Consider the following 25468-nt stretch of genomic DNA (forward strand, 5'->3'; position numbering starts at 1 on the left):
CCCTAATTGTATTTAAGGTTTAGATAATTGCCAAATTTTTACTGTGCCATCTGCATTTCCACTAATCAAAGTTTGCCCATCCTTACTAAAAGCAAGGGAGAAAACTTCTATAGGGAAATTTCTCCGATTGCGTACATCCAAACTATGCAATAATTGTCCAGTATGCAGGTTCCAAATTTTAATAGTACCGTCATAACTACCGCTAGCAAGAATATGTCCAAAGGGATCGATCGCCAAAGAAGAAATAGTCCCCGAATGTCCTTTTAAAGTCCGCAATAATTCGCCAGTATTCCGATTCCAAAGTTTAATAGTCGCGTCATCTTCAGTACTACTTTCTCCTCCACTTAGGTCTTTATTACTATAATTTCCACTGGCAATAGTTGACCCGTAAGGACTAACGGCAACCGCTCTAATAATGTTTAAATTGCCACTCAAAGTCCGCAATAATTGACCTTTATTTACGTCCCAAACTCTGATAGTTTTATCGGTACTGCTGCTAACTAGAGTTTGGCTATCTGAACAAAAAGCGATCGACCAAATATAATTAGAATGCCCGGTCAAACTGTGTAACAATTTTCCTGATTGCAAATTCCAAATTCTAATCACTCCATTGTCTACGCTACTACCAGCAGCAATCATTTGTCCATTTGGACTAATAGCAAGTGATACAACTGAACCCGGGCTTTCTGTTAAAGTATGCAGCAATTGTCCATTTTGAAGATTCCAAATTTTAACCGTTTTATCTCGACTGCCACTAGCCAGAATTTGCCCATCGGGACTAATAGCAAGGGCATCAATAGTGCTAGAATGTCCAGCTAGAGTACGCAACTCTTTCCCAGTGTTTTTGTTCCATAATTTGATGTTGCCATCTGCTAAACCACTGGCGATCGTTTGTCCGTCTGCACTAATAGCAACTGCTAAAACTTTTTTAGTGTCAGGTAAAGTATTTACCAAAGTAAAATTATCTCCTAAATAAGTTAGGTTAATTTTATTTTGAGTAGCGTTTTTTAGAAATGTATTAATCGAAATTGCTAAATTAAAGCCCGATTTAACATCAATTGTTCGCCCAGAGTCAGGATTAAAAATCTCCTCTCCTTCCGCCCTACCGTGAATACCAACCACGCGCCCTTGGGTATCTAAAACAGGGCCGCCACTCATGCCAGAACGAGTAACATTAGTGTAAACTAATTCATAGCCATCTTCTAAAGTTGCCAACGGACGACCGGAAACATTACCTTTAGTCATTTGGTAAATTCTGGCGGTCATTGCAGGCCCAGGATGAGGCCAACCTGATATATAAACTGTTGCGCCTTCTGTGATATTTGTAGAATTTCCCAATTGAGCAACTTGGTAATTTTTATCACTAGTAAATTGCACCAAAGCTAAGTCAACACCAGGAAGTTTTTGCACTTTGCTGTAATTTAAAGGGTGTTTAATAGCATCAAAAGTGACGATTTCATATTCATCTTGAGTGGCGACGACGTGCTTGGCAGTGAGGACGTAATAAGTGTTACCTTGCTTGGCAATAATTACGCCAGAACCAGGATTTTGTCCGTTAATTACTACTGTAATTTCTTTTGCCATACTAGCGATCGCTTGTTCGTCTACAGAACTTTGCGAAACTACTATCAACGGTTGAGAAATTACAATTGCCGCCCCAACTAATGCCGCCGATAATTGATAATAAACTTTCATTATTTTTCACCGTCATTTGGGAGTAGGAGTAGCAGTAGGAGTAGAATTTGGAGTAGATTGGGGGCGAGGATTTGGTCTATTGTTAGGAGTCGAACTGGGATATCCGCCGCTGAGAAACTTATCTAAGCTAATGTAAACGCGATCGCCTGTTTCATTAATTGGCTTACTAGAAACAACTCGAATCCGAAAAATTCTTTGTAAGGCGTTTCTAGGATTTGTTTCGGTAGAATTTAAAGGAAACAAGACACCACTGCAAGGTGCATTTTCTTGGGCTGCAAAACAGACAACTAATTGCCCATCTTTTCGCTCTGTAGTAATGTAATTAAGGTTGCCTTGAGAGCGAGAATTTTGGAAATTAGTGGCAACTTCTTCGCAGCGTTGTTGTGGGCTACTTCCTTGTCCTGAGTTAGTAATATCCCAGATAATTAGCGGTACTTCTCCTGTAGAAGTCCGGGCAATAGTAGCAGGAGCACCATTGCTAGTGCCACAGAAAAAAGTAACATTTTGTGCCAAGCTAGGTTGAGGTGTAGCGATCGCACTAACAAAAGCGATCGCCGTAGATAATTGTAACCAAGATAGATTTTTCATCGTTAAAACAGCAGTAAAGTTGTTAGATTGATACATCTTCAAAGGGGAAAGTTACTAATTTTAGGTGATCGGGATTAGCAATAAACTCCTTAGCTAATAAATAACCTGCGATCGTCCACGTTTGATATTTCCTCGCTTCTTTACCAATTAATCTACCATCTTGTCCATCGTAATATTCCGGCCATTGATCTTTCAAGAGGCGACGTTCTGCGATCGCGATCGCATGATGTGCTAATTCACCTCGATCCATTTTTTTCGCTGCTGCTGTTAACATCCAAAGTAAAACAGGCCAACTTCCACCATTATGATATGACCAAGGACGATTTTTTGGATCGGCACCAGTAACAATTCTCCATTCTATATCTTCCAAAGCTGGATAACATATTTTCATTGGCATATTACCTATTAAATCAGTCCAGCGTAGTTCAATCAAATTCAATATTCTATGTGATTGTAGTTCGTCAGTTAAGGAAACAATAATTGCCATTAAATTCCCTAAAGCAAAGAAGCGACTGTCTAGTTGCGAAGGGCCTAAATTCCCGGCTAAATAACCTGCTGCTTCCGGCAACCATTTGGCTATTTTGTAAAACGGAATTGAATCAGAATAAATATTAAATTGATTGAGAGCTTGTTCTCCGTATTCTTCAACTTGATAGCGATAAATTACATTCAATCTATCAATATCTAACCAATAGTTTTCTCGCAATTGCTTTAGTAAAGCAGGTAAACGAGAATGCACTGCTTTAATAATTTGTTGATTCTCTTCATGAGGAATTAAAAGTTCCAAACTAGCGCGAAGTGCAGCATAAAATAATGATTGAATATCCAAAGGATGCCCGTATAATCCCATGCGCCGATCGATCATACTAGCTGCATCAGGAACTAATACCATTGGATACATATCAAATCGAGTCACTAAACAAAGTTGCAAAATTAAGCGAATTCCCTCTTGAAAATCCTCTCTTTTAGCTAAAGAATAATCATCAGTAGCGATCGCATAAGACCGTAATAAAATAATCCACCATAAACCAGCATCAGCGGGTGCAACTCTACCGATCGCGTGTTCACCAAAGTCAGGTTTTAAATATTCTTGCCCATTAACCGAAACAATTTTAAAACTAGCTGGCATTAAACCACGACTAGGTGTTGAGGAATCTAACTGCGTTTTTTTCGGCTGTAATTTCAAAGTTTCTTCTAAGAAATTACGTACAATATCACCTCTGCCTTTAATTAAAAAAAGCAATGCTGAAGAAACAAAGTCACGAATAAAGCACTGATCGTAATTTAATGCCGCAATATCAGGATCGCTTGCTGCGATCGTACCAATTGGTCGTCCTTGGTAATAAATAATTGACTTTTCCAGCGCTAACCATGCTTCTTCCACTACAGTTCGATCGCTCAATTTTCAGCCCTCTATAAATTACGTAAACATAATTAGAATTATTATAAAAGTTTATTAATTTCTGACAACTCATGTCAATTCGAGAGTATCAGCCATCAGATGCAGAAAATTTAGCAGCAATCTATCGAGATGCGGTAATTGGCATCGGTTCAACAGCTTATAATGCCAAACAAATCGAAGTTTGGTCATCATTTCCTGAAGACTTAGAAGAATTTCGCCATTTACTGGGTCAAGGTTTAACCATTGTGGCACTTGAGGAAGGAGAATTAGTAGCTTTTGGGCAATTAAATCCATTAAATCATATTGCTTTTCTTTATACAGCTACTCGTGTTGCCCGAAAAGGTTACGCCACCAAGATTTACCAGCAATTAGAAGATTATGCGAAAGCGAGAAATGTGCAACGCCTACATACCGAAGCCAGTCACATCTCGAAACATTTCTTCTTAAAAATGGGTTTCTCGGTGATTGAAATGGAAATAGTCGATCGTAAAAATACTCAATTTGAACGATTCAAAATGGAAAAAAGGCTGTTTCAGGGAGATCGGGATAAAGGCTACACAGGATAAAGGCTACAAGCTTTAATTATTTTTACTCCTGTGAAACTTTGGTAGATGAGGGGGTAAAATTATACTTGTATGAGCAGGCTAGCGAAGAGCTTTACACTAACCTTAGATGGCTTTAAATATAAGGCTGTGTAGGGATAATGGAAAAATAACTATTGAAACAAGGAAATGTTTATGACAACAGATATCGATATTTTAAAGGATGCAAAGGTAAATTGCTACTCTGTTATGGTACAGCTAAGTGTTGAAGATTATCTCAATATGATAAGTAAGACATTTGTAAATAGAGGAGGCTTAGAAGGACAAAGAGATACATTAAAAACAACAACAGCTATCCGTATTCGGAAGAGAATGGTTCAAGATATAGAAGCAGGCGCACTAATTCCACCCATAGTGTTAGGAGTAGTCGTGTCGCCAGAACATTTCTCAAAGTTAGATAAATTAAAAAACAAAGATTCATTTTTAGAATTGATGCAAGGGATTGATAGTGATAGCATCTCTATAATTGATGGAATGCAACGAACTACAGCCTTACATGAAGCACTAAAAAAGACAGATATTAGTAAAAACCAAATCCGTATAGAATATTGGATTGCCTCTCAAGTCAATAGCCTTACTTATCGGATGTTAGTTTTAAATACAGGGCAAGTTCCTTGGAATATCAGGAGACAGATTGAAATAGTTTTTCTATCAATTATAAAAGAATTAAAACAAAAATCTACTTCTGTGGAGATTTGGGAAATAAATGATGAGAAGCGAAGTTCATCACCTGGACAATTTCAGGCTAATAACATCATAGAATTATTTTTGGTTTTTGGTGCAAGGAAAGAAAAAATTGACTTACAGGAAAGGTTAGCAGATGAATTTATGAGGCAAGACTTTATAGAATCAGCAGCCAATGCAAATTTTACAAATATATTTTATGAAGTGATAGATTATTTGGGTAAATTTGATAAAGCTATAGCCAAAGCTAAAGATGAAAATTCAGAAGAATATTTTAAAGACGGTAATTTATTTAGAAAAAGTCAACCAGCTTGTGTTGGTTTTGTAACAGCTATAAGTTTGTCTGTTCTGGGTAGACCTGGCTCTGATCATAGCCCAGAAAGACAAAATGAAAAATGGAATCAAATTAAAAATGGTGCCGATCAAATGTTACAACGTCTATCAAGCCTAAATAGTAGCGAAATAAGGAATTTTCTAGATTTTCCAACTTTAAATGAATTGATTGGTAAAAAACCAGCTAAGTCTAATGAAAGAGAATTCTTTGTCCAAGCTTTTAGAACCTTAATCGAGGAAAACTTTCAAGTTGACAATATGACTCCGTGTTGGAGGTCTTACTGATAATCTTATGTCTAGAAACATGATAAAAGCTAACGAATACATATTTGAAGTATTAGCTAACTTTGGTCAAAAAAGTAAAGAAGCTACGCCTGTTTCTGATACAACTAAACGATGTATTAAGACAAATAATGAAGAGCAAGAATGGTTGAAAGAAATCAAAATTATAAAGAAGCAGCTAATTGTACCCAACTTCCAGACAGCATCATTTGAATTTAATACCCAGAAATACTTTGTTGCTGTCGGTTGGCAGAGTAAAGAAATTGTTGATAGTGATAAAGTTCTTCAATTTGTAGAACCGAATGCAGGTATAGTTACAGCATTACTATTTGAACTGAAAATTCCTCTTAGCCGTAAAGCAAGCCCTCTTGAGATTACCAATATAATGGTATATGGCTCTGACAATGAAGTAATTAAGTACGAATTTTCTGAGATAATTCATTTTTTTGAACCATTTTCTGTTTATCGAATTCAGGAAGATTATCCTTTCATTGAGAATGATATAGATTTAATAAGACTATCTGGTTTCTATACTTTAAAAAATAGCCAATTAATTACCTTGAATTTTTCTGGCGAAACCCTTGATAAATTTGAGCAGATATTTTTTGAGGGTGCAAAAACTATCCCTTATGAAAATTTATTATTTAGTTTATTTTCTGTTTCTTGGAAATATTCATTTCTCGATATATATAGATGTATAGAAAGGCTATTTTCTATATCATTTTTGGAAGATTTTCACAAGAAACTGCAAATTACAGATCCGCTCTTAAAGTTTTCGGCTGATGTTGAAACGTACATTGGTTGGAAACCCAAAGAAAATGAAGCGGTTAATAAAATAATTGACGGTTCGCCTGAAGAAGCTCATTGTTTATTGCAAGAAATTAAAAGATGTATTGATGGTACAGGAGAAGGTAAATGTGGAGAGTTAGTTTATAAAATTCGGAATTCTATAGTTCATTTTAGGCCAGCAACTCAGTGTATGGATCTCGACGATAAGAATTGGGATATACTAATAAGAGCATCTTTATATATTGTTGAACATTGGTATAACCAATATAACGAACAATTGAGTATATAAACTAGATTATTTATCCAATTCATCTACCCACCCTATTAAGTTTAGTCTTGAACAAATAGCTTAATGTAAAAGTTTCCATTAGAAATGACTGGTAAAATTAAAAATAATAAATGAGGATTTCTAAATGGTCGATGAACTAAGAGCGGATTATGATAGCGCCTGGAAAGAAGCACTCACCATTTATTTTGAGCCATTTATGGCCTTTTGTTTTGCAGATGCTCACGCCGATATTAACTGGGAAAGAGGTTATGAAACTTTAGACACTGAATTACAAGAAGTAATTCGCGATGCCGAGATAGGAAGGCGTTTAGCAGATAAGCTGGTAAAAGTATGGTTGAACTCTGGTGAAGATGCTCTCGTTTTGATTCACGTTGAAATCCAAGGGCAAGTGCAATCAGACTTTGCCGAAAGAATGTATGTTTATAATCATCGATTATTCGATCGCTATCGACAAAAAGTATTTAGTTTTGCCGTATTAGGAGACGAAAATAGCAATTGGCGACCTACAGGATATAGTTATTATCGATGGGGATTTCACAGTAATTTACAGTTTCCGGTAGTGAAACTACTCGATTATCGAGCAGCTATCTTAGAAGAAAGCACTAATCCCTTTGCTATCATTATCGCGGCTCACTTAGAAACCCAAGCAACACGCAACGATTTACAGCAGCGCTTCCAGTTAAAATTGAGCTTAGTGCGACGACTGTACGAGCGTGGCTATACTAAAAATCAGATTTTAGAGTTGTTCCGGTTTATTGAATGGATGATGATTTTACCGGATGCAGTTCAACAAGAGTTTAAGGCACAAATTAAGCGAATCGAGGAGGAAAGGCAAATGCCCTACATCACCAGTTTTGAACGAGATGCGAAATTAGAAATTGCTCGCGAGAATGTAATAGAAGTTCTAGAAACACGGTTTTCATCGCTACCAGATGACTTATCCCAAAGGATAAATGCAATCAACGATCTAGATCTGTTAAAACGACTGCATAAACAAGCTATCACTGTAACGTCAGTAGAAAAAGTTGTACAAATATTAACAGAAAGCCAAGAGGAAAGTTAACAACGCCTACACACCGAAGCCAGTCACATCTCGAAACATTTCTTCTTAAAAATGGGTTTCTCGGTGATTGAAATGGAAATAGTCGATCGTAAAAATACTCACTTTGAACGATTCAAAATGCAAAAAATTATCTTGCCATCTACCTCTCGACTTTAATATCCTTTCGCTAGTTTATCCAACTAGATAGAGGTTTAGAACCAAATCTAAATTATAAAATTACTGGTGATCTAACACACACAAACTCAGTGCCATAGATCAATGGTACAGTCTTTCTGCTGTCACATTAAATTTGTGGGAAGGATCAACACCTAAACTCAACTTTAGTGACAGAATAGAAGAGTGAGGAAATCTAGTAAACCCAATTTTGGATTGAGGGGGAAGATGATGAGACTATTTCATTTGGCGACATTAAACCTACTCGCACCCCTATTTTTGACAGGCCCAGTGCTGGCTTTTAATCCGCTTCAGGTCCAACAATTATTGTCAACAGGAGAATGTTCTCGCTGCGATTTGTCAGGGGCAGATTTGAGTAACGCATATTTAATTGGTGCTGATTTGACAGAAGCTAATCTCAAAGGTGCTAATCTCAAAGGTGCCAATTTAGAAGGAGCCGACTTATCTGGCGCTAATTTAATGGGAGCCAATTTAACAGAAGCTTTTCTTACCAACGTAGATATGCGCCAAACTAATCTCGATGGCGTAAATTTTGCTAAAGCTACTATTAATGACTCGAATGTTTATGGCGCTTCCATGAATGATTTGAACATCACTAATGCCACTATCTATAACACAGCAATTGGTGTTGGTGGAGAAGATCTAGAAGATTATAAAGGTTGGCCATAAAAAACAATTAAATTCCTAAGTTCGTTGTGATGACTTTAGTCATTCTCTTTAGCAAGGGAACGACTAAAGTTGTTACAACGGACTTTTAATTACGAACTAACGAGTTGCCAAAATCTTTTTGATTCGGGGAAGTGCGGCTTGGATTTTTTCGGGTGAAGCAGTTGTTTTCTGAAAACTTTCTCGCTGTTGCAATCTTTCTAACCAGTTATTTAGTTTGGGGTAAATGTCAATGGCAAACCCAATCATCGGTAAAGATTGCAGCAAAGTTCCCGCTACAACTTCTGCTAAACTAAACATTTCTCCCGCAAAATAAGTGTTATCGCCCAACAAATTTTCGTAGAACTGCAACACCGTATTAATGCGTTCTTTTGCTGCTTCTAATTTAGCCGATTCCACCTCTAATCCAACCATTTGTTTAGTAATTAGCACAGTCGCGGGTTGAATTTCATTGACAGTAATCATTTCTACCATGCGAACTTTAGCTAATGCTTGAGCTTCTTGCGGCATCAAAGATGGCGTGGGATAGTTCGCTTCTAAGTAATCTAAAATCGCCAAAGATTCCACCACTGTAAAGCCATCATCAATAATTACAGGAACCCGTTGCAAAGGGTTAATCGCCGTAAATTCTGCTTGAAATTGATCGCCATCTAACTTCATTTCAACAGGCTCAAAAGCAATTTCTTTTTCTAACAAAGCTACCCAAACACGACGAGCATTGATTGAAATCTCACCAAAATAAAACTGGAGCATTTAATTCACCTCAATAACTACAGAAATCTTATTTAAATTGTAAACACCTCCTTCTCTTTCCTCTGCGTTCTCTGTGTCCTCTGCGGTTTAAAAGATTAGCTTTCCCACTCACTTTTAAGAATGGCATATTTTACAGTATCTTCAAATTTTCCCCATTTCAAAATATGTTGACGCAGACAACCTTCGTAACGCATTCCGATTTTTTGCATCACTCTACCAGAAGCAGGATTACTAGAAAAATGGGAAGAATGAATGCGGTTTAATCCCAAAGATTCAAAGCCGTATTTTACTATAGCTAAAGCTGCTTCAGTGCAATAACCATTTCCCCAAAAAGGCTTACCAATCCAATAACCTAATTCAGCACGATTATTCTCCTGATTTATTAGTAACCCAATTGAGCCACATAACATATTAGTTTCAGGAAATGCGATCGCAAAAACAACCTCTTTCCCCTCTGCAAAACTTTTTGGACGAGTATTAATCCAATCTTGGGCCATCCCATCTTCATAAGGATGGGGAATAGCTTGGGTAACGGCGGCAATAGCGCGATCGCCCGCCAACCTCTGTACTTCTGGTGCATCCTCTAGCATAAAAGGGCGCAAAATTAATCGTTCTGTGTAAATAATTGGCTGTTGTTTCTCTTGACTTAAATTCATAAAATTTCACCAGCATCAAATACTACAGCTAAAGATGAGTTATAAGCACTTGTAAGCCACAAATATTTACAGATTCAACACTGTAAAAGTGACGGTTACTACCGAATCAAGTATGTATTTATACAGGAAAACAACTATTTTTAATGTTACATCTTCCCTATTTCTTCCCGACTGTTGCCTAATCTTAATCCATCGCTAGATGGAAGTGGGAAAAACAGTAACCGCATCATTATTAATTACTTCTGTGTGAGCTAATCACCAACCTTAAATTCCCCATTGTTAATATCGCGTCAAACAGGACTAAATAATTATGACGACCCAAATTTTTGACGAAACGAAAGCCGAAATATTTACCGATCGCATACTGGGCATCCTCAATGATAGCGCACTTGCGCTAATGATTTCTGTCGGTCATCGTACCAAATTGTTTGATACTTTAGCAGAATTAAGACCTGTTACTAGCCAAGAAATTGCTGATGCCGCAGGATTAAATGAAAGGTATGTGCGAGAATGGTTAGGAGCAATGGTGACAGGAAAATTTATTGATTACAATCCCGCTAATAAAACCTATTATTTGCCTCCCGAACACTCGGCATTTCTAACTAGATCGGCAGGCGCAAATAATATGGCTTCGATCGCTCAATTTATTGCAGTTTTAGGAACAGTAGAAGACCAAATTGTAGATTGTTTTTTCAATGGTGGCGGTGTACCTTATTCCCAATATAAACGCTTTCATGAAGTCATGGCAGAAGAGAGCGGACAGACGGTAGTAGCTGCTTTGGAAGATCACATTTTGCCATTAATTGCTGGGTTAGTAGAAGATTTGGAAAGGGGAATTAATGTGTTAGATGTTGGTTGTGGTAGTGGTCGAGCGATTAATAAATTGGCGCAGAGATTCCCTAATAGTCAATTTTCGGGATATGATTTTTCGGCAGAAGCGATCGCCATTGCTACCGCCGAAGCTCAACAAAAAAGATTAACTAATGTTCGCTTTCAAATGCAAGATGCTGCTAATTTTGACGAAAGCGATCGCTATCATTTAATTACCACCTTTGACGCAATACACGACCAAGCAAGACCCGATTTAGTTTTGCGTAACATCCAAAAAGCCTTGCGTCCTAATGGAGTTTATTTGATGCAAGATATCCATGCAGCAACCGAAGTGAATGATAACTTAGATCATCCAATTGCCCCATTTCTTTACACCATTTCCTGTATGCACTGCATGACAGTTTCTCTGGTTGATGGTGGCATGGGATTAGGTACAGTTTGGGGGCAACAAAAAGCATTACAAATGTTAGCTGATGCTGGATTCACTCGTGTAGAAATCAAACAATTAGAACATGATATACAAAATGACTACTACATAGTCACAAAGGATTGAAATTTACTGAATTTGGATGTTAATTTAAAGGGTAATTGCTTATGTGCCAAGTTTGTAACTTAGCGCTGCGCCGTCAGAGTTTGAATAAAAGTAAATCTCAACTCTTAAATAGCAGCCAAATTTTTTCCCTAACAGATCTCAAAAATCTCTCCTCTCAAATTCCCAACTTGAATCAGTCTGGAAGTAAAATTAGCCCCTGAATTTTTGGGAAATTTGCGGTAAAGTGAAAGTAGAAACATTAGCTAATTGCTGAATCTACTAACTTTGCCCTAAATACCATGACCACATCCAAGCAAGAATTTGAAGTTACTAAAACCGAACAAGAATGGCGAGAAATTTTAACGCCTGAACAGTTTAATGTGTTGCGGAAACATGGCACGGAAAGAGCAGGCACCAGTCCATTAGATAAAGTTTATGACAAAGGTACATTTGTCTGTGCTGGTTGTGAGTTACCCCTGTTTACTGCCGATACTAAATTCAACAGTGGTACTGGTTGGCCTAGCTTTTTTGCGCCGCTTGAGGATGCGATCGAAACAACTGTCGATCGCTCACTTTTCATGACCAGAACCGAAGTTCATTGTCGCCGCTGCGGTGGGCATTTAGGTCACGTATTTAATGATGGCCCAAAGCCTACAGGTCTGCGTTACTGCATGAATGGAGTATCATTAAAATTCATTCCCGAACAAACTTCTGACAACAATAATTAACTCCATGTGCGGTTAAATATTGTAGGGGCGATTCATGAATCGCCCCTACAATATTTTTTAAATATACTGCACTACTTCTTCAGTGGGAAAACGCACTTTTGGCATGACAGCATACTTATCATCTGCTGCACGATAACCCAATGGACAAACTACAACTGCGGAATATCCCTGCTCTGTTAATCCTAACAATTCATTGTATTTAGCAGGATTAAATCCTTCCATTGGGCAAGTATCAATTTCCAACATTGCCGCAGCAGTCATTAATTGACCTAACGCAATGTAAACTTGTCTAGCAGCCCATTCATCAAGTTTGACGGGAGGATTCTTCAGGAAATTTTTAACTACGTTGCTGAACCCTTGCAAAGAATCTACAGGCACCTGACGAACTTCAGTCATGCGTTCTATGTAGTGGTCTACATCAGCAGCAGTTATATCTTTTTTAATCGCCAATACTACCAAATGGGAAGCTTCCACAACCTGTGTTTGTCCCCAAGAATATTCTACTAATTGTTGGCGAAGTTCGGGATTAGTTACTACGAAAAACTTCCAAGGTTGTAACCCAAACGAGGAAGGTGCTAGTACTAAGCTTTGTTCCAGGGTTTTCCAAACTTCAGTAGGAATTTTTTTGTTTGGATCAAACTTTTTAGTAGCGTACCGCCAATTTAACTGTTGGATTACCTGATCGGGAGCAACTACAGTACTAATCATGATGTTTAGTTTTGTAAAGTTACCTAGATTATAGTAGACAACCCCCCTAAAAAAGCAAGAGCTATCGATTAGAATTTGCCCCCAATTGCAAAGCATAGAGATTAGCGTAAACTCCTTGTTGGGCAATGAGTTCTTGGTGAGTTCCCCGTTCGACAATTTCTCCTTGTTGAATTACTAATACTTGATCTGCTTTTGTTACTGTGCTAAGACGGTGAGCAATTACAAAGCTAGTGCGTCCTTTTAATAGACGTGCGATCGCATCTTGCACCAAAGCTTCGGTTCTAGTATCAATACTACTAGTAGCTTCATCTAAAATTAGAATTTGTGGATTAATTAACACCGCACGAGCAATACTAACTAACTGTCTTTGTCCCTGACTTAAAGGCGCACCTCTTTCGCCTAATTGAGTCATATATCCCTGAGATAATGAGGTGATAAATTCATGCACATTGGCTAATTGTGCCGCAGCTTCAATGTCAGCTTGCGTGGCATTTGGACAACCAAAAGCAATATTTTCTGCCACAGTACCACTAAACAAAATATTATCTTGTAAAACCAGACCCATTTGACGACGTAAACTCGCTTGAGTCACACTTCTGACATCAATATCATCAATTTTTACTGCTCCATCAGTAACATCATAAAACCGCAAAATTAAATTAATAATTGTGCTTTTTCCTGCTCCTGTTGGCCCAACTAATGCGATCGTTTCTCCTGGTTGAGCGTGTAAATTCACTCCTTTAAGTACTGGTTGATTAGGAGTATAGCCAAAAGTAACATTTTCAAACTTTACCTCACCTTTAATTGCTGGCATTTCTTGAGCATTAAGAGCATCCTGAAGTTCCGCAGGTTCATCTAATAAAAAGAAAATTCGCTCCAATCCTGCCATTGCAGATAGAGCCTGAGTGTAAAATTGACTGAGGATTTGAATTGGGCGAAAGAACTGCTGCACGTAGATTAAAAAAGCAGTGACAACTCCCACAGTAGCAGCACCAGTTAGTGCTAAATAACCACCATAAGCTAACACGGCAGCGGTGGCTAAAGTGTTAAGAAAATCAATTGAAGGTAAAAAGGCAGAAGTAATTGCTACTGCTTGAATATTGGCATCACGATTAGCAGCATTTAACTGAGCAAATTCTTTAATATTCAGGTTAATGCGATTGAAAGCTTGGGCTTCTCGGACACTGGTAATTCCTTCTTCTAATTTAGTAGAAAGTTCGCCAATTGTTTCCCTGGTAGTGCGAAATTTACTTCTCGCCCAACGGGAGAAAAAGCCAGTGGTGAAAATCATTAAAGGCACAACCAAATTACTCAATAATGCGAGTTTCCAGTTAATAGCAAACATGGCAATAATAATGCCAACTAAGCTCAACAAGTTACCTAACATTTGGGCAACTGTTTGTCCAAATGCCTGATTAACTGTGTTCACATCATTAAGCAAACGGCTCATTAAATCGCCTGCTTCGCTGTGATCGAAAAAACTGACTGGCAAACTCTGAATTTTCAGGAAAATATCTTGTCTCAATTGCGCGAGTAACCGTTGCATAATCCAGCCTATTCGCATAATTTGCTCTCGAATCGCAGCGATACTTAAAATGTAAATTAGTACCAATATTCCTAAAGTTAAGAACAATCCGCGTATATTTCCTTTGCTAATTAAATGATCGATTGACCAACCAATTAAGAAAGGGCCAATGGATTGCGTTGCCGCACCGAGCGCTACTAAAGTTAGAGCAATAGGAATCTCTTTACTATAAGGTCGGAAGTACTGCAAAAAACGTCGTAGCGTTTTTGATTGGTGAGTTGCTTTTTGTTCAGGTGCAACAATTGGACTGGGACTTCTCATCCTAATTCCTCATAAGTTTTTCACAACACACTGCGTCAATCCTACTGCTCTTTTCACCAACTTCTCATCAAATGTGTAGAATTCAGGGTAATTTTGACTATGAGCTAAATGAAAAGCATCAGCAAAATCTAAACCATTTTCATGCCATTGTAAGACTTGGACAATCAAATTAGTATCTGTCACATAAACATTTGGCAAACTAAACAAGTTCCTCAAAGCTGTACAAATTTCAGATGGTTTAAATTTATAAGCAAAACGTAGTACCCATTCTATTTCCAAAATTACGGTATCAGGAATAAAGATATCCTGAGAATTGAAAAGTTTTACACTTTTGTTGAACTGTGATTCATCATCCTGAGTTAACAGCCTAATCACAACATTAGTATCAACTGCGATCATGCCATAACTCCTCGATTCCTTGAGCTATGGCATTTTCCATATCTTCCAGGGTTTTAGGTAATCCTTGATACTTTAAACAGCCTGCAACATCATGCAATGATGTTTCTGGAAATGGCTTTTTAGGTTTGAGTAAAATTCCATCTCCAATTTTAATTGCCATCAGTTCTTGTCCAGATTTCCATTGATGGGCTTCCCGTAAAGATTGGGGAATTAACACTTTTCCTTCTGCTGATAATTTGGTTGTTTCCATGTAAATAGAAGCCTCAAACTTTCAATCTAGATGCCCAGATTTTAACATTATTTTCCTAAAAATTTTATGTTTTATTTGGTTGCTTCACTTGGGATTCCAAAATGGCTCCATATAAAGGACTAGTTCTCATCAATTCTTCATGAGTTCCTTGCGCTACTAATCTTCCTTTATCCATTAACAAAATTCGATCGGCATTTTTCACGGTACTAATTCTTTGAGCAATGACAAAAGCTGTACAGGTTTTTTTCCGCATTAAATAATCGAGTTCTTCCTGAATTTGCGCCGCAGTTCTGGCATCAACCGCAGAAGTGCTGTCATCTAAAATGAGAATGCTGTAATTTGTTAGTAAGGTACGAGCGATCGCAATTCTCTGCTTTTGTCCACCAGATAAACCTACGCCTCTTTCCCCTACAATTGTCTCGTAACCATCAGGTAAACTCACAATAAAATCGTGAATTTGAGCAGTTTTTGCTACCTCAATTACTTGTTCCATTGTGGCATGAGGATTGGCATAAGTAATATTTTCCCGAATCGTACCAGAAAATAAAGTAGTTTCTTGGAAAACAATGCCAATGTGCGATCGCAAACTTGCTAAAGTAAAATCTCTCACATCTCGCCCATCAATCCTCACTGCGCCGGAAGTCACATCATAAAACCGAGGAATTAAGTTAATAATTGTACTTTTACCCGAACCAGTCATCCCTAAAATAGCGATTAATTCTTTAGGTTTAGTTTCAAAAGAAATACCTTTTATGGCTTCTGTAGTCGCTCCAGGGTAGCGAAAACTAACATTTTCAAAGGTAATTCTACCACCACAAGTTTGAAATGGGATAGCATCGTGGCGATCGCGAATTTCAACTTTTGCATCTACTACTTCATAAACTCTTTGAGCAGATGCAGCTGCTTGCGCGATCGCTGGAGCCGCAAAACCAATTAACAAAACGGGTTGCAAAATTAATAGTAAATAAGAGTTAAATGCTACTAATTCCCCAATGGAAAATCTCCCTTTAATTACTGCAATTCCGCCATAACCAACCACAACTACTGAGACTAAATTACTCAATAAAAAGATGAATGGAAAAGTATTACGAATGGCGAAAATAGTTTTCATATTGGTTTTCAGCAAAGCATCATTGAGCGTTGTATAACGCTGAGTTTCGGCTGATTCCCGGACAAATGCTTTCACCACTCGCACACCAAACAAATTCTCTTGTAATACAGTATTAAGCTCTCCCAATTGTTGTTGTACTTGTCCGAATAACTTACTATTTTTTTGCAAAAATCGTGCCAACAACCATGCCGACATAGGCACAACTGTTAAACTAATTAATGCTAATTCCCAATTCATTACCAGTAAAATTGTAGCAATAGTAACTAACGTGACTATAGCACTAATTACCTGGATTAAACTAGTACTTAAAAAAGTGCGAATTTGTTCAATATCGCTGGTGACACGAGTTAATAATTGAGAAGTTTGTGCTTGATCGTGATAGCTAAAACTCAGGTTTTGAATTTTCGTAAAAATCTGATTTCGCAGATCGTAAACAACTCCCTGAGATGCCATTTCTGCCCAAAAACTTTGCCCGAAATTAAATAAACCCCGTGCGATCGCAGCCACAACCATCCAGGCGGCACTGTAAACTATAATTTTCGGGTTTGTTTTGCTAATACCCTCATCGATCGCCCAGCGAAATAGTTGCGGAGTTACCGCATTAGCAGCTGTTAAAAGCAACAAACTAAGTAATGCTCCCCATGCAGTCCAACGGTAAGCGCTGAGGCTTCCTAGCACTCGCTGGAGTGGTAGCATCGATGAATTATTTTGAGATTCTGGTTGCTGCAATTGATTCACCTTTTTTTGCTGATAAAAGAGTTTTATTCTAAATGTTACTTCGAGCTTTTATGGCAAATTGTATAAACTTTTAAACCAATTGACAAATTTCTGAGCATTTGGATGACATGGATTGACTGATATTAGGATAAGCTATTTTTACCCAAAATACTCTACTTTAATGAAAAGTGTGAGTTGCTTTCATTAATAGTGCGCTCGCTCACTTCCCATAATAATATCCTTTAAAATGTAGTGTTGAGTGATTTGGCTATCTAAATTTATGAACACATTGAGACAAGAAACTAGTTCCGGGTTGGTATTATCGATCGCCACTCTAATCGCCATCTTCGCCACCCTGATTGTTAACATCCTATCAAACTTCTTCCCTCCCGGAGGTAGAAATATTGGTGAAATTGCTAACACCATTTTACAAGGTGTACTGATAACTCCCGCCAACTATGCCTTTGCTATTTGGGGATTAATTTACTTAGGATTAATTGCCTACAGCCTTTATCAATTTCGTCCTTCCCAGCGTGGAAGATCCACCATCCAACAAGTTAATGCTTTGGTAATTCTGGCTAGTTTGGCGCAGATTTTTTGGGTATATTTGTTTACTTTGCGTTTCTTTTGGCTTTCCGTAGTGGCAATGTTAATTATTCTGTTGCCATTAATTAGAATTTATTTGCTATTAAGAAATGGCAGATCGCAAGTATCGCGGGACAGAAGATGGTTCGCGCAAATTCCCTTTAGTATTTATCTCGGTTGGATTTCCGTAGCAACAATTGTCAATATTGCCTCGGCGCTTTACATTTCTGGTTGGGATGGTTGGGGAATTAATGATACTGGTTGGACTGCTATTATGCTGATTATCGGTACAGTTATTGCTGCGATTGTTGCCATCCAAAGAGGAGATATTGCTTTTACATTAGTGTATGTTTGGGCTTATGTAGCAATTGCTTTGCGTCATTTGGCTAACCCTGTAATTTGGATTACTGCGTTAGTGAGTGCGATCGCCTTAGTAGCACTGATCGTCTTTGAAAAAATTACCAATAACAGGGAAATTAGCAGATAGATCATATTTCAAAACGGAGTTTTCGCTTGAATAGTTAAACTTTCCCCTAACTGGGGATGCCCAAAACAAATTTCTTTGGCGTGTAAATGTAAGCGATCCACGTTAGCATTACAGCCATAAAGTCGATCGCCTAAAATCGCCATTCCCAACCCTTGCTCATCAGCAGCATGAACTCTAATTTGATGAGTACGTCCTGTCACTGGAAAAAACTCAACACGAGTGTAATTCCCTTCCCTAGCAATCACCTGAAAATGAGTTACACTCGGTTTACCATATTGCCAATTAACTCTCTGAAACGGGCGATTTTCTGGATCTCCCCAAAGCGGTAACTCGATCGCACCTTTGTCAATTAACACAATCCCAGAAAGCACCGCTTCATAAACTTTCCGAACTTGTCTTTTTTCAAACTGTTGACTCAATAGGCGATAACTTTCCCGGTGACGCGCTAACAATAAAACTCCCGAAGTTTCTTGATCCAAACGATGTACAGCAGTCAACATCATTCCATCTGGTAAAACTTGACGCAACCTACTAATAACACTATCCTGGTTATAGCTGTAACGTCCAGGTACAGAAAGTAATCCCGCAGGTTTATTTACAGCAATTAACCATTCATCTTCATAAACAATATCAATTTTTTCCCTTGCTTCTCTCGGAGTCATTCCCGATAGCAAAAACCCCATTAATGGTTGACAGCGTTCTACACAAGCACCATAAAACTCACCAGCAACTTTATCACCATTAACAGAACTTTTCCCCCACCAAAACTCAGCCATTGCCAAAGGTTTCAGATTATGTGTTGCAGCATAATGTAACAGTTTGGGGGCGCAACAATCCCCCGTTCCAGTGGGTAAACCTCCGGGAATTAATTGTTGTAAAGTGAGAGATTTTCCCGAAAAATTAGTTAAGGAGTAAACAGCGTGCATTTGCGTTTGTAACTGACGAGATAATTCTTGACGCTGTTTTTTTAATTCCCGAATTTGGGCATCTGCTTGAATAATTAACTGTTTAATTGGTAGTAATAGATCGTCTCTTTGGCGTTTAAGTTTTCGTTTCTCAATTCCCTCTAAACGACTTTGATGATTCAGTTCTTCTAAAGCTTGGTTGAGTGCTTCCCCTGTCAAATTTTGGCAGAGAAGTTGGCGTTTTTCTTGGCGTTGTTGTTTAGAATGTTGATGGCGATCGCACATTTCCCGCAACTTCTCCTCAAACTCCCGAAACAGCCTTTCATACTCTTCTCTTTCCGGGAGTTGCTTCAGCCTAATTAATTCATTTTTAATCGCTGACAATTGCTCTAAAGTGCGACTTTCTTCTAATACTAATTCCTCCCTTCCCGGAATCGGCAGAACCCAACCTTCTACCACGCTACAACTATTAAGAAGCCCTGAAAAAGCTTTTAAAACTCCTAATTCGCCATTGGGCAATTCTACAATTAATATGCCATACATTTTGCCCTCATGGGAAAAGCGATCGTCACTCTTCAATTGTTGCATTAAAGTTTTTGCGATCGCTTCCGCTAACGGCGTGCGAGGTAACTTCAATAAATCCCCAGTTTGGGGACAATATCCTTGATACCAATAACTAATAGATGAATCACTAACAGCAAAATTGCTATGTATAAAATCAACAAGTTGATGAAGAATTACCATATAATAGTGTGGGAGAGCTAAGTAATAATAGTTTAGCTCAAATGGTAGGGGAGTCGCTCGCAGATTTTGAGGCTAATAAATGCTAAAATCCTGCTAATAACATTGTTAGTTTTAGGCTTAGAGAACCGTGATCCTAGAAGATTACTTTAATTTTTTGGCTCCTGATGACATTCGGCTCAAAGGCACACGAATCGGCATCGAAACAATTTTATTTGACCACCTTTTTCGTGCCAAAACTCCAGAAGAGATTGCTAAAACCTATCCTTCACTAACCTTAGAACAGGTCTATGCAACAATTTTATACTACTTGCATAACAAGCCAGCAGTTGAAGCTTACATGACCGATTGGTTAGAATGGGGCGATAAAATGCGAGCAGAACAACAGCGTAATCCTCGCCCAATTGTAGAGAAACTGAGAAAACTGAAAGCTCAAAAATTGGCAAACTCAACTGATAATGCTCAAGTATCTTATTGATGAAAATGTCGATCCCATTTATACAAATCAACTGCGCCGTCTTAACCCAAATTTATTCGTGATAGCAGTTGGGGATATCACTGCTCCACCCAAAGGTACATTAGATCCAGAAATTTTACTATTGTTGAATTAATTAAGGATATAGATCGATCGCCCTTTGAAGGATTAGGTAAACCTGAACCTCTGAAATACGAGTTAAGTGGTTTTTGGTCAAGGACTACGATTATCAGGTTTTACGGGAAAATCGAAATGTTTCTGATTGATACATCTGTCTGGATTGATGTTTTACGCGACAGGACAGGTGCAGTACGTCGATCGCTCGAAGCAATACTATGTCATAATAAGGCAATTAAATTCACCTTTAGTTATGACAACAAATACCCAAACTTTAATCAATAAAAATTATGCTGAAGAGAATTTATGTAAATAATTTTAGATGCTTGGTCAATTTTGAATTGACAGTAGATAGCTGAAATTTATTTTTAGGGTCAAATGGTTCGGGCAAAACAACCGTTTTCGAGGTTTTGAGAAAACTACAAAAATTTATTTTAGGCGATCGAGATTTCCAGCAAGATTATAAAGTGTCAGATTTGTTTACAAGCAATGATTTAACAAGATGGCAAAAATCCAACATTCAAAAATTTGAATTAGATATTGAAGGAAATGGTGGCATTTATTAATGTTGCCTGGATTGTCGATGCAAATGTAATTAGAACTCTGAAACTTCGGCAATACCTTACCAATCCTAAAACAAGTCCTGATGCTACATTTTTTAAGAAAGTTCTTGACGATAAAATCAAAGTGAAAACATACTTAACCGATCGAGTATTAACCGGAGTTCACAAAACAAATCGAGAAAAACGCTGGGAAGTTCACCCTCGCTCAGTTCATTTTGCTTTCAGACGGGTTTGTATAGCAATTGAATATGAATTGATTACACAACTTTGTGCGTTTCAAGGCTTTCCAGAAAACTCGCAAAAGATGCTCCAATATCGAGGAATTCTGCCGCAAGACTTGAAAACATCTCGATGTCCGATTACCCTTGAACCGCTTGTTTTTCAAGAGTTTCAAAATGAACTGATGAATCCTTATCACGGAAAATCCCATTTTCAAGTAGGGCATCTTAACCCACTCAAACTTAACGATCCAAATAGTCTTGTTTTCGGGCACACACCAGAAAATATAGCTTGGATTTCTGCCAATGGCAACAGGATTCAAGGCAGTATGAGCTTGGAAGAAGTCCGAAATTTACTAAAGCGAATTGCCCAAAACTATGAGAATGAAGGCTTGGTATAATTACAAACCTGCAACAGCTAATCTAGCTTTTTTGGCAAGTTCTCTAGCTTCCACACGATCGCTAATAACTTTTTTCACCATTTCTGTAATTTCATTACACAATTCCTCAGATTTAGGAATTGGTAGAATAAGTTCATTAATTCTTTCCCCAAGACTATCAATAATGTCTTGTGTGAACTGCTTAGATTTTATTTGACGTTGCACAACTGGCGAACTCAGAATAGCTAACAATAGAAATGGATTTAAACCTAAATTATTCGCCATTGTCCGAATTTTATATAAATGACTTTGATAAATTATTTCTTGATCGTACTCAGTGACGATCGCACAAGTCCCAATCAAATAACTACCATCTTTAACCATCAAAATATCATTCACTTGAACATCTTGCTTTCTTTTAAAAGATTCAAATATTTTGCGGTCAACTCCATGCTTAGGATCTGCCTTTAACTCCCAGTTACTAATATCAGAAGTTCTGATAAATGGAATATCGCCAGTACCATAAGAAAGTTTACCCAATTCATCACCTGTAGACACCTTTAAAATTCCATCTTTCAAAAGTTGCCCAAAGGTCAATAAAGTATGAGTGTTTTCTAAAGATGCTAAATTTTCATTAACTTGGGGATCGTAATATCTCGGACATAATACATTTGATTGAATTGAATCAGCATCGACCAAAAAACCCAGAGGAGATTTAGTAAAAGGTTGATTTTCTTGCAAAAGTTTCAGATTATCCGCAATTTTAGGTAAATCATTATTAGGAATAGTTCTGGCGCGAGAATCTTGACCACACCACTTAGCCTCAGCCATAAAAATCAAATTATTTTGCTGTGAATCTTTACCCTTTTTTTCAGCAACTAAAAGACAAGTTTTTGTATGTGTACCTCCTTTACCTGAAGTTTTAAATAATGCTTCAGGCATCCCAATTACAGCTTGAATATTACTCTTTTCTAAAATATACTCAACAACGTATCTGTAAGACTTATTAGACAAAATGCTTTCAGGAAGAACAATTCCCATTCTTCCGCCTTCTTTCAAGAGAGATAGACATCTTTCAACAAACAAGACTTGTGGAGGTACTTGGCTCCTTACTTCTGTTGTCGGACACCATTTTTCCAGTTGAGAATAGAACTTCCATTTCCGAGCTAATTGAAATTCTTCTAATACTTCAGGTCTAGCGGCAACGATACGAACCCCAAAAGGTGGATTAGCTAAAACTACATCAAAACCTTGACTTTCTGCTTTGTCTCGAAGTGGAAAAAGCTCGTTTTGTAATGCCAAACTGTCTCCAGATAAAATATTTGGATGTCCGCCTGTTAATAGGGAAATGTGAAGCTTTGCCAGATTAACTAAATATTCGTCTTTATCAATTCCCCAAAAATTCTCAGTAGCAAAGTGAGAAATTTCTGGTGTAGACATTCCTTCTTGATACCAGTAACGAGCGACTGAAGTCAAAAAACCTCCAGCACCACAAGCAGGATCGATGATTGATTCTCCCGGTTTTGGAGCGACTGCTTTAACTAGTAAATCAGTCACAGAACGAGGGGTAAAAAATTGACCGGAACGACTTCGTGATTCACTGCCAACAAAAACTTCAAAAGCATCAGCGATCGCATCACTTGTTCCATCAATCAACGAAAAAGAACAATCGCTAACAACTCTATAAATTGCTTCCGTATCTAAGAGAATTTCCGAATTTGAGTTATAAATATCTGGAAAATCTTCTCGAACTTGGATAAAAACAGCCCGAATTCTGTTTGCATAATCTACTGAATACATCTCAGCTTGAGGAGCAAAAGCAAGCCCTAACTCGATGTAAAGCTTGCAAAATAAACATTTAAGGATCTCGTCTAAAAGAATTTCATCACGAGTTGCGCCAACAAACTGCCCAGCTAAATAATTACGAAGATTTCTGAATATCTCTTTAGGTGTACCTATTCCTAGAAATAATGATAATTGCCTCACATCGGCTTTGACTGAACGTTTGGGCATAGTTTGTTTACGCGATCGGTTTTCATCACATTTATCTGTTAACCACAACAAATAAATGCCGTTTTAACAAATGAGTGTCGGGCAAATTTATGAGCTTGTAATCTTTGCTAATTAAAGCTTTCAGTTATTTTAACACTATTCGGCTTCATCGGAAAGATTTAACATTTTACTTGTCGTTTTTAAAAAAATTAACATTTTAGCTGTCGTTGCTTCAAATGGCAGTGCGCTCGGACAAAATTAGACCTAATTCAGTATGGATCGATTTGACACTAGCAGAACCATGTTTCATGTTCTGCTAGTTATACTATATCTGTAGTACTTTCCAATGATGGTAAATCGCCAAACATTATCAAAACTCACCGAGCGATCTCACGGTTGAGAAATAATACTGGTGAATTAACTACTTCTACGACAACTTTATTTTGCAAATTGGAGTAGCGGATTCCTCCAGAAATTTGCTCGACATGGACAGGAACGCTATTTACCCAAGTAACACGCCTTTGTTTGTTATAAATATTCATTAAAGTCTGACCATTTCGAGTAAAAATCCTCACCGCATTTCTGCTCGTTTCAAACGATAAAATGGTTTGATTAGAAGCTAGAGATGCTAATGAAGAAGTTGGCAATGAATACACATCTACTTTAGACAGGTTTTCTGATTCACTTGAATGATTTAGTGCAGGTGATTTCAACAATGGTAAGGCTCCTAAAACTTGTGGAATAACTATTCCTAAAATTGCAACCCAAATTGAATAAACTGCAAACTCTGTTTGGACTGAGGCGAATAGGTCTTTATTCAAAGCAAAACTTTCATGAAGAGCATTTTTTAGTATTGCAACATCAGCCTTTAAAGAAGGAATATCTTCTGTATAATTTGGAATAAGGGGTTTTTCAGATATATTTGCGATCTGATTATTCTCTATTTCTCCCTTAAAAAAGTACTTTTCCCAATGGGCTACAGCAGAACGATTATCATTATTTAAATTCTCGTCAGCAATTTTTTCATAAGCTTCAATAAGAAGTTCATAACGGTAGAGCAGAGGTAATTCCTGAAGGAGGTAAGTGAATCCTTTCTTTGCTTTAGACCAAGAGCCAAACTTGGAGTTAAGATAATAGAAAGGTTTAGAAAGCTCAACAAAAGCATCTGAAGCCGCCTGAAAACAATTTCTAGCCTCGTCAATTTTTGATGAGATATGTTGTCTCCACTTCTTAATTTCAACGCTTTGATAGAAATCATGCGCTATAAGTTTTAAGGTTCTCTCGTAATCTCCTATGTAAAAACTGTATTTACTTCCCCTAAGCGGTATTTGCATTGAAGGATCTCCATTAGCTTCAATTTTAAGAAGGTCCCAATCAGTTTTTAAAGCTGTGTAAAATCTAAGATATGTATAAACAGACAAAGGAAGATTAGGTTGAATCTTTTCAATTGCACCATTAAAAGATTTTATAGATTGAGGATGAGGTGGATCGCTCTCGCTCATTCTAGACATTGCATCTGCGAGATCATACTTTTCATCACTTACTTTTGAAGTAATTCTAAAGATGATTCCATCAAAGAAAATTTCTTCTCCTGATTTGTGTTTAGCATAAAGATAGCAAGGCAATCCTAAATCGGAATCACTTTCGACAATTTCTACATGGAGAAAATCTTTATTTTCCATAGCTTTCTGCTTTAGTTTTTCAAATACTTCTGGGGAACTACGGAAAACGTGAGTAGGACGATTTAGAATGCTTGTATTGTCGGAAAATTCTGGCGAAATTTCAAACAAATTCAATGTGGTTTCATAACTTTCACGCCTTTCCAGAAAAGTAATCGGAAAATAACCCATGCAGTGTAGCTCAATACCTTGAAATGGCGCTTTGCTGACAACATTCATCGCTTGATA

25 protein-coding genes and 2 pseudogenes are annotated in these 25468 nt (G+C 37.6%); 14 read left to right on the forward strand and 13 right to left on the reverse strand.

Going from position 1 to position 25468, the window contains the following annotated elements; all coding sequences use genetic code 11:
* Window positions 1–12: 12 nt before the first annotated feature.
* The 3 genes from ACE1CI_RS18950 to ACE1CI_RS18960 are packed head-to-tail and all read right to left on the reverse strand — an operon-like array spanning window position 13 to window position 3685.
* Window positions 13–1695 (reverse strand): WD40 domain-containing protein, encoded by a 1683-nt coding sequence (locus ACE1CI_RS18950; protein ID WP_413263071.1) that lies wholly within the window; start codon window positions 1693–1695, stop codon window positions 13–15.
* A gap of 12 nt (window positions 1696–1707) precedes the next feature.
* Window positions 1708–2283, reverse strand: a complete 576-nt coding sequence (locus ACE1CI_RS18955; RefSeq protein ID WP_413263072.1) for a COP23 domain-containing protein — start codon at window positions 2281–2283, stop codon at window positions 1708–1710.
* Window positions 2284–2305: 22 nt separating this feature from the next.
* On the reverse strand, window positions 2306–3685 hold the full coding sequence (locus tag ACE1CI_RS18960; RefSeq protein WP_413263073.1) for a glycoside hydrolase 100 family protein: 1380 nt from the start codon (window positions 3683–3685) through the stop codon (window positions 2306–2308).
* 71 nt (window positions 3686–3756) lie between these two features.
* Between ACE1CI_RS18960 and ACE1CI_RS18965 the strand changes: the two genes are divergently transcribed.
* The 5 genes from ACE1CI_RS18965 (at window position 3757) to ACE1CI_RS18985 (ending at window position 8570) form a co-directional block, all read left to right on the forward strand.
* Window positions 3757–4251, forward strand: a complete 495-nt coding sequence (locus ACE1CI_RS18965) for a GNAT family N-acetyltransferase (RefSeq protein WP_413263074.1) — start codon at window positions 3757–3759, stop codon at window positions 4249–4251.
* Between the two features lie 171 nt (window positions 4252–4422).
* Window positions 4423–5589, forward strand: coding sequence for a hypothetical protein (locus ACE1CI_RS18970; protein ID WP_413263075.1), 1167 nt, complete (start codon window positions 4423–4425; stop codon window positions 5587–5589).
* Window positions 5590–5596: 7 nt separating this feature from the next.
* On the forward strand, window positions 5597–6664 hold the full coding sequence (locus tag ACE1CI_RS18975) for a hypothetical protein (protein WP_413263076.1): 1068 nt from the start codon (window positions 5597–5599) through the stop codon (window positions 6662–6664).
* 124 nt (window positions 6665–6788) lie between these two features.
* A complete protein-coding gene (locus ACE1CI_RS18980) occupies window positions 6789–7727 on the forward strand; it encodes an RpnC/YadD family protein (RefSeq protein ID WP_413263077.1) in 939 nt (312 codons plus the stop codon).
* Between the two features lie 384 nt (window positions 7728–8111).
* Window positions 8112–8570, forward strand: a complete 459-nt coding sequence (locus ACE1CI_RS18985) for a pentapeptide repeat-containing protein (protein ID WP_459564022.1) — start codon at window positions 8112–8114, stop codon at window positions 8568–8570.
* Window positions 8571–8666: 96 nt separating this feature from the next.
* Here ACE1CI_RS18985 and ACE1CI_RS18990 read toward each other — a convergent pair whose 3' ends face one another.
* Both ACE1CI_RS18990 and ACE1CI_RS18995 read right to left on the reverse strand, forming a co-directional pair.
* Complete coding sequence (locus ACE1CI_RS18990; RefSeq protein WP_413263079.1) at window positions 8667–9320, reverse strand: glutathione S-transferase family protein; 654 nt, start codon at window positions 9318–9320, stop codon at window positions 8667–8669.
* A 95-nt stretch (window positions 9321–9415) separates the two neighbouring features.
* Entirely contained in the window at window positions 9416–9976 is a 561-nt protein-coding gene (locus tag ACE1CI_RS18995) for a GNAT family N-acetyltransferase (protein WP_413263080.1), read from the reverse strand.
* A 310-nt stretch (window positions 9977–10286) separates the two neighbouring features.
* Here ACE1CI_RS18995 and ACE1CI_RS19000 point away from each other — a divergent pair, with 310 nt between their 5' ends.
* Both ACE1CI_RS19000 and msrB read left to right on the forward strand, forming a co-directional pair.
* Window positions 10287–11360: a methyltransferase domain-containing protein gene (locus ACE1CI_RS19000; protein ID WP_496615573.1), complete on the forward strand. Its 1074-nt coding sequence runs from the start codon at window positions 10287–10289 to the stop codon at window positions 11358–11360.
* Window positions 11361–11638: 278 nt separating this feature from the next.
* Complete coding sequence (msrB, locus tag ACE1CI_RS19005; RefSeq protein WP_413263082.1) at window positions 11639–12067, forward strand: peptide-methionine (R)-S-oxide reductase MsrB; 429 nt, start codon at window positions 11639–11641, stop codon at window positions 12065–12067.
* A 57-nt stretch (window positions 12068–12124) separates the two neighbouring features.
* On the opposite strand, the gene ACE1CI_RS19010 is transcribed toward msrB, so the two are convergent.
* The 5 genes from ACE1CI_RS19010 to ACE1CI_RS19030 all read right to left on the reverse strand — a co-directional run bounded on the left by ACE1CI_RS19010 (window position 12125) and on the right by ACE1CI_RS19030 (window position 17077).
* Window positions 12125–12775, reverse strand: coding sequence for an NAD(P)H-dependent oxidoreductase (locus ACE1CI_RS19010; protein WP_413263083.1), 651 nt, complete (start codon window positions 12773–12775; stop codon window positions 12125–12127).
* A gap of 61 nt (window positions 12776–12836) precedes the next feature.
* On the reverse strand, window positions 12837–14621 hold the full coding sequence (locus ACE1CI_RS19015; protein ID WP_413263084.1) for an ABC transporter ATP-binding protein: 1785 nt from the start codon (window positions 14619–14621) through the stop codon (window positions 12837–12839).
* Between the two features lie 9 nt (window positions 14622–14630).
* Complete coding sequence (locus ACE1CI_RS19020; protein ID WP_413263085.1) at window positions 14631–15020, reverse strand: type II toxin-antitoxin system VapC family toxin; 390 nt, start codon at window positions 15018–15020, stop codon at window positions 14631–14633.
* Window positions 15007–15270, reverse strand: coding sequence for an AbrB/MazE/SpoVT family DNA-binding domain-containing protein (locus tag ACE1CI_RS19025; protein ID WP_413263086.1), 264 nt, complete (start codon window positions 15268–15270; stop codon window positions 15007–15009). Before ACE1CI_RS19025 ends, ACE1CI_RS19020 begins: the two co-directional genes overlap by 14 nt.
* A gap of 64 nt (window positions 15271–15334) precedes the next feature.
* Window positions 15335–17077, reverse strand: coding sequence for an ABC transporter ATP-binding protein (locus ACE1CI_RS19030; RefSeq protein ID WP_459564023.1), 1743 nt, complete (start codon window positions 17075–17077; stop codon window positions 15335–15337).
* Between the two features lie 301 nt (window positions 17078–17378).
* Here ACE1CI_RS19030 and ACE1CI_RS19035 point away from each other — a divergent pair, with 301 nt between their 5' ends.
* A complete protein-coding gene (locus tag ACE1CI_RS19035; RefSeq protein WP_413263088.1) occupies window positions 17379–18170 on the forward strand; it encodes a TspO-related membrane protein in 792 nt (263 codons plus the stop codon).
* Window positions 18171–18178: 8 nt separating this feature from the next.
* On the opposite strand, the gene ACE1CI_RS19040 is transcribed toward ACE1CI_RS19035, so the two are convergent.
* Window positions 18179–19819 carry an RluA family pseudouridine synthase gene (locus ACE1CI_RS19040; RefSeq protein ID WP_413263089.1) on the reverse strand — a complete coding sequence of 547 codons (1641 nt, stop codon included), beginning with the start codon at window positions 19817–19819 and terminating at the stop codon, window positions 18179–18181.
* Window positions 19820–19946: 127 nt separating this feature from the next.
* Here ACE1CI_RS19040 and ACE1CI_RS19045 point away from each other — a divergent pair, with 127 nt between their 5' ends.
* The 6 genes and pseudogenes from ACE1CI_RS19045 (at window position 19947) to ACE1CI_RS19070 (ending at window position 21590) form a co-directional block, all read left to right on the forward strand.
* Window positions 19947–20294 (forward strand): DUF433 domain-containing protein, encoded by a 348-nt coding sequence (locus ACE1CI_RS19045; RefSeq protein ID WP_413263090.1) that lies wholly within the window; start codon window positions 19947–19949, stop codon window positions 20292–20294.
* Window positions 20275–20415 (forward strand): annotated as a pseudogene (locus tag ACE1CI_RS19050) (DUF5615 family PIN-like protein); the annotation flags it as partial. The gene ACE1CI_RS19045 and the pseudogene ACE1CI_RS19050, both read left to right, overlap by 20 nt.
* Window positions 20415–20510 (forward strand): annotated as a pseudogene (locus tag ACE1CI_RS19055) (type II toxin-antitoxin system YoeB family toxin); the annotation flags it as partial. The pseudogenes ACE1CI_RS19050 and ACE1CI_RS19055, both read left to right, overlap by 1 nt.
* Window positions 20511–20543: 33 nt before the next feature.
* The gene (locus tag ACE1CI_RS19060; RefSeq protein WP_413263092.1) at window positions 20544–20693 is read left to right on the forward strand and encodes a PIN domain-containing protein; all 150 of its coding nucleotides are present in this window, start codon (window positions 20544–20546) and stop codon (window positions 20691–20693) included.
* A gap of 125 nt (window positions 20694–20818) precedes the next feature.
* Complete coding sequence (locus ACE1CI_RS19065; RefSeq protein WP_413263093.1) at window positions 20819–20974, forward strand: hypothetical protein; 156 nt, start codon at window positions 20819–20821, stop codon at window positions 20972–20974.
* The gene (locus ACE1CI_RS19070) at window positions 20958–21590 is read left to right on the forward strand and encodes a hypothetical protein (protein WP_413263094.1); all 633 of its coding nucleotides are present in this window, start codon (window positions 20958–20960) and stop codon (window positions 21588–21590) included. The genes ACE1CI_RS19065 and ACE1CI_RS19070 overlap by 17 nt, the downstream gene beginning before the upstream one ends.
* Here the strand turns inward: ACE1CI_RS19070 and ACE1CI_RS19075 are convergent, their stop codons facing one another.
* Window positions 21591–23582, reverse strand: a complete 1992-nt coding sequence (locus ACE1CI_RS19075) for an N-6 DNA methylase (RefSeq protein WP_413263095.1) — start codon at window positions 23580–23582, stop codon at window positions 21591–21593.
* A 356-nt stretch (window positions 23583–23938) separates the two neighbouring features.
* A complete protein-coding gene (locus ACE1CI_RS19080) occupies window positions 23939–25459 on the reverse strand; it encodes a hypothetical protein (protein WP_413263096.1) in 1521 nt (506 codons plus the stop codon).
* Between the last annotated feature and the right edge of the window lie 9 nt (window positions 25460–25468).

It is taken from the genome of Floridaenema flaviceps BLCC-F50 (genome assembly GCF_041929275.2).
Lineage (GTDB): Bacteria > Cyanobacteriota > Cyanobacteriia > Cyanobacteriales > Aerosakkonemataceae > Floridanema > Floridanema flaviceps.

Bases quoted from the DNA above. Each gene is read 5' to 3' on its own strand.
- ACE1CI_RS19015 (WP_413263084.1), bottom strand. From the start codon at position 14,621: ATGAGAAGTCCCAGTCCAATTGTTGCACCTGAACAAAAAGCAACTCAC.
- ACE1CI_RS18950 (WP_413263071.1), bottom strand. From the start codon at position 1,695: ATGAAAGTTTATTATCAATTATCGGCGGCATTAGTTGGGGCGGCAATT.
- ACE1CI_RS18985 (WP_459564022.1), top strand. From the start codon at position 8,112: ATGAGACTATTTCATTTGGCGACATTAAACCTACTCGCACCCCTATTT.
- ACE1CI_RS19000 (WP_496615573.1), top strand. From the start codon at position 10,287: ATGACGACCCAAATTTTTGACGAAACGAAAGCCGAAATATTTACCGAT.
- ACE1CI_RS18990 (WP_413263079.1), bottom strand. From the start codon at position 9,320: ATGCTCCAGTTTTATTTTGGTGAGATTTCAATCAATGCTCGTCGTGTT.
- ACE1CI_RS19070 (WP_413263094.1), top strand. From the start codon at position 20,958: ATGGTGGCATTTATTAATGTTGCCTGGATTGTCGATGCAAATGTAATT.
- ACE1CI_RS19080 (WP_413263096.1), bottom strand. From the start codon at position 25,459: ATGAATGTTGTCAGCAAAGCGCCATTTCAAGGTATTGAGCTACACTGC.
- ACE1CI_RS18970 (WP_413263075.1), top strand. From the start codon at position 4,423: ATGACAACAGATATCGATATTTTAAAGGATGCAAAGGTAAATTGCTAC.
- ACE1CI_RS19040 (WP_413263089.1), bottom strand. From the start codon at position 19,819: ATGGTAATTCTTCATCAACTTGTTGATTTTATACATAGCAATTTTGCT.
- ACE1CI_RS19010 (WP_413263083.1), bottom strand. From the start codon at position 12,775: ATGATTAGTACTGTAGTTGCTCCCGATCAGGTAATCCAACAGTTAAAT.
- ACE1CI_RS19035 (WP_413263088.1), top strand. From the start codon at position 17,379: ATGAACACATTGAGACAAGAAACTAGTTCCGGGTTGGTATTATCGATC.
- ACE1CI_RS19020 (WP_413263085.1), bottom strand. From the start codon at position 15,020: ATGATCGCAGTTGATACTAATGTTGTGATTAGGCTGTTAACTCAGGAT.
- ACE1CI_RS19060 (WP_413263092.1), top strand. From the start codon at position 20,544: ATGTTTCTGATTGATACATCTGTCTGGATTGATGTTTTACGCGACAGG.
- ACE1CI_RS18965 (WP_413263074.1), top strand. From the start codon at position 3,757: ATGTCAATTCGAGAGTATCAGCCATCAGATGCAGAAAATTTAGCAGCA.
- ACE1CI_RS18955 (WP_413263072.1), bottom strand. From the start codon at position 2,283: ATGAAAAATCTATCTTGGTTACAATTATCTACGGCGATCGCTTTTGTT.
- ACE1CI_RS18980 (WP_413263077.1), top strand. From the start codon at position 6,789: ATGGTCGATGAACTAAGAGCGGATTATGATAGCGCCTGGAAAGAAGCA.
- ACE1CI_RS19075 (WP_413263095.1), bottom strand. From the start codon at position 23,582: ATGCCCAAACGTTCAGTCAAAGCCGATGTGAGGCAATTATCATTATTT.
- ACE1CI_RS18975 (WP_413263076.1), top strand. From the start codon at position 5,597: ATGTCTAGAAACATGATAAAAGCTAACGAATACATATTTGAAGTATTA.
- ACE1CI_RS19030 (WP_459564023.1), bottom strand. From the start codon at position 17,077: ATGCTACCACTCCAGCGAGTGCTAGGAAGCCTCAGCGCTTACCGTTGG.
- ACE1CI_RS18995 (WP_413263080.1), bottom strand. From the start codon at position 9,976: ATGAATTTAAGTCAAGAGAAACAACAGCCAATTATTTACACAGAACGA.
- msrB (WP_413263082.1), top strand. From the start codon at position 11,639: ATGACCACATCCAAGCAAGAATTTGAAGTTACTAAAACCGAACAAGAA.
- ACE1CI_RS19025 (WP_413263086.1), bottom strand. From the start codon at position 15,270: ATGGAAACAACCAAATTATCAGCAGAAGGAAAAGTGTTAATTCCCCAA.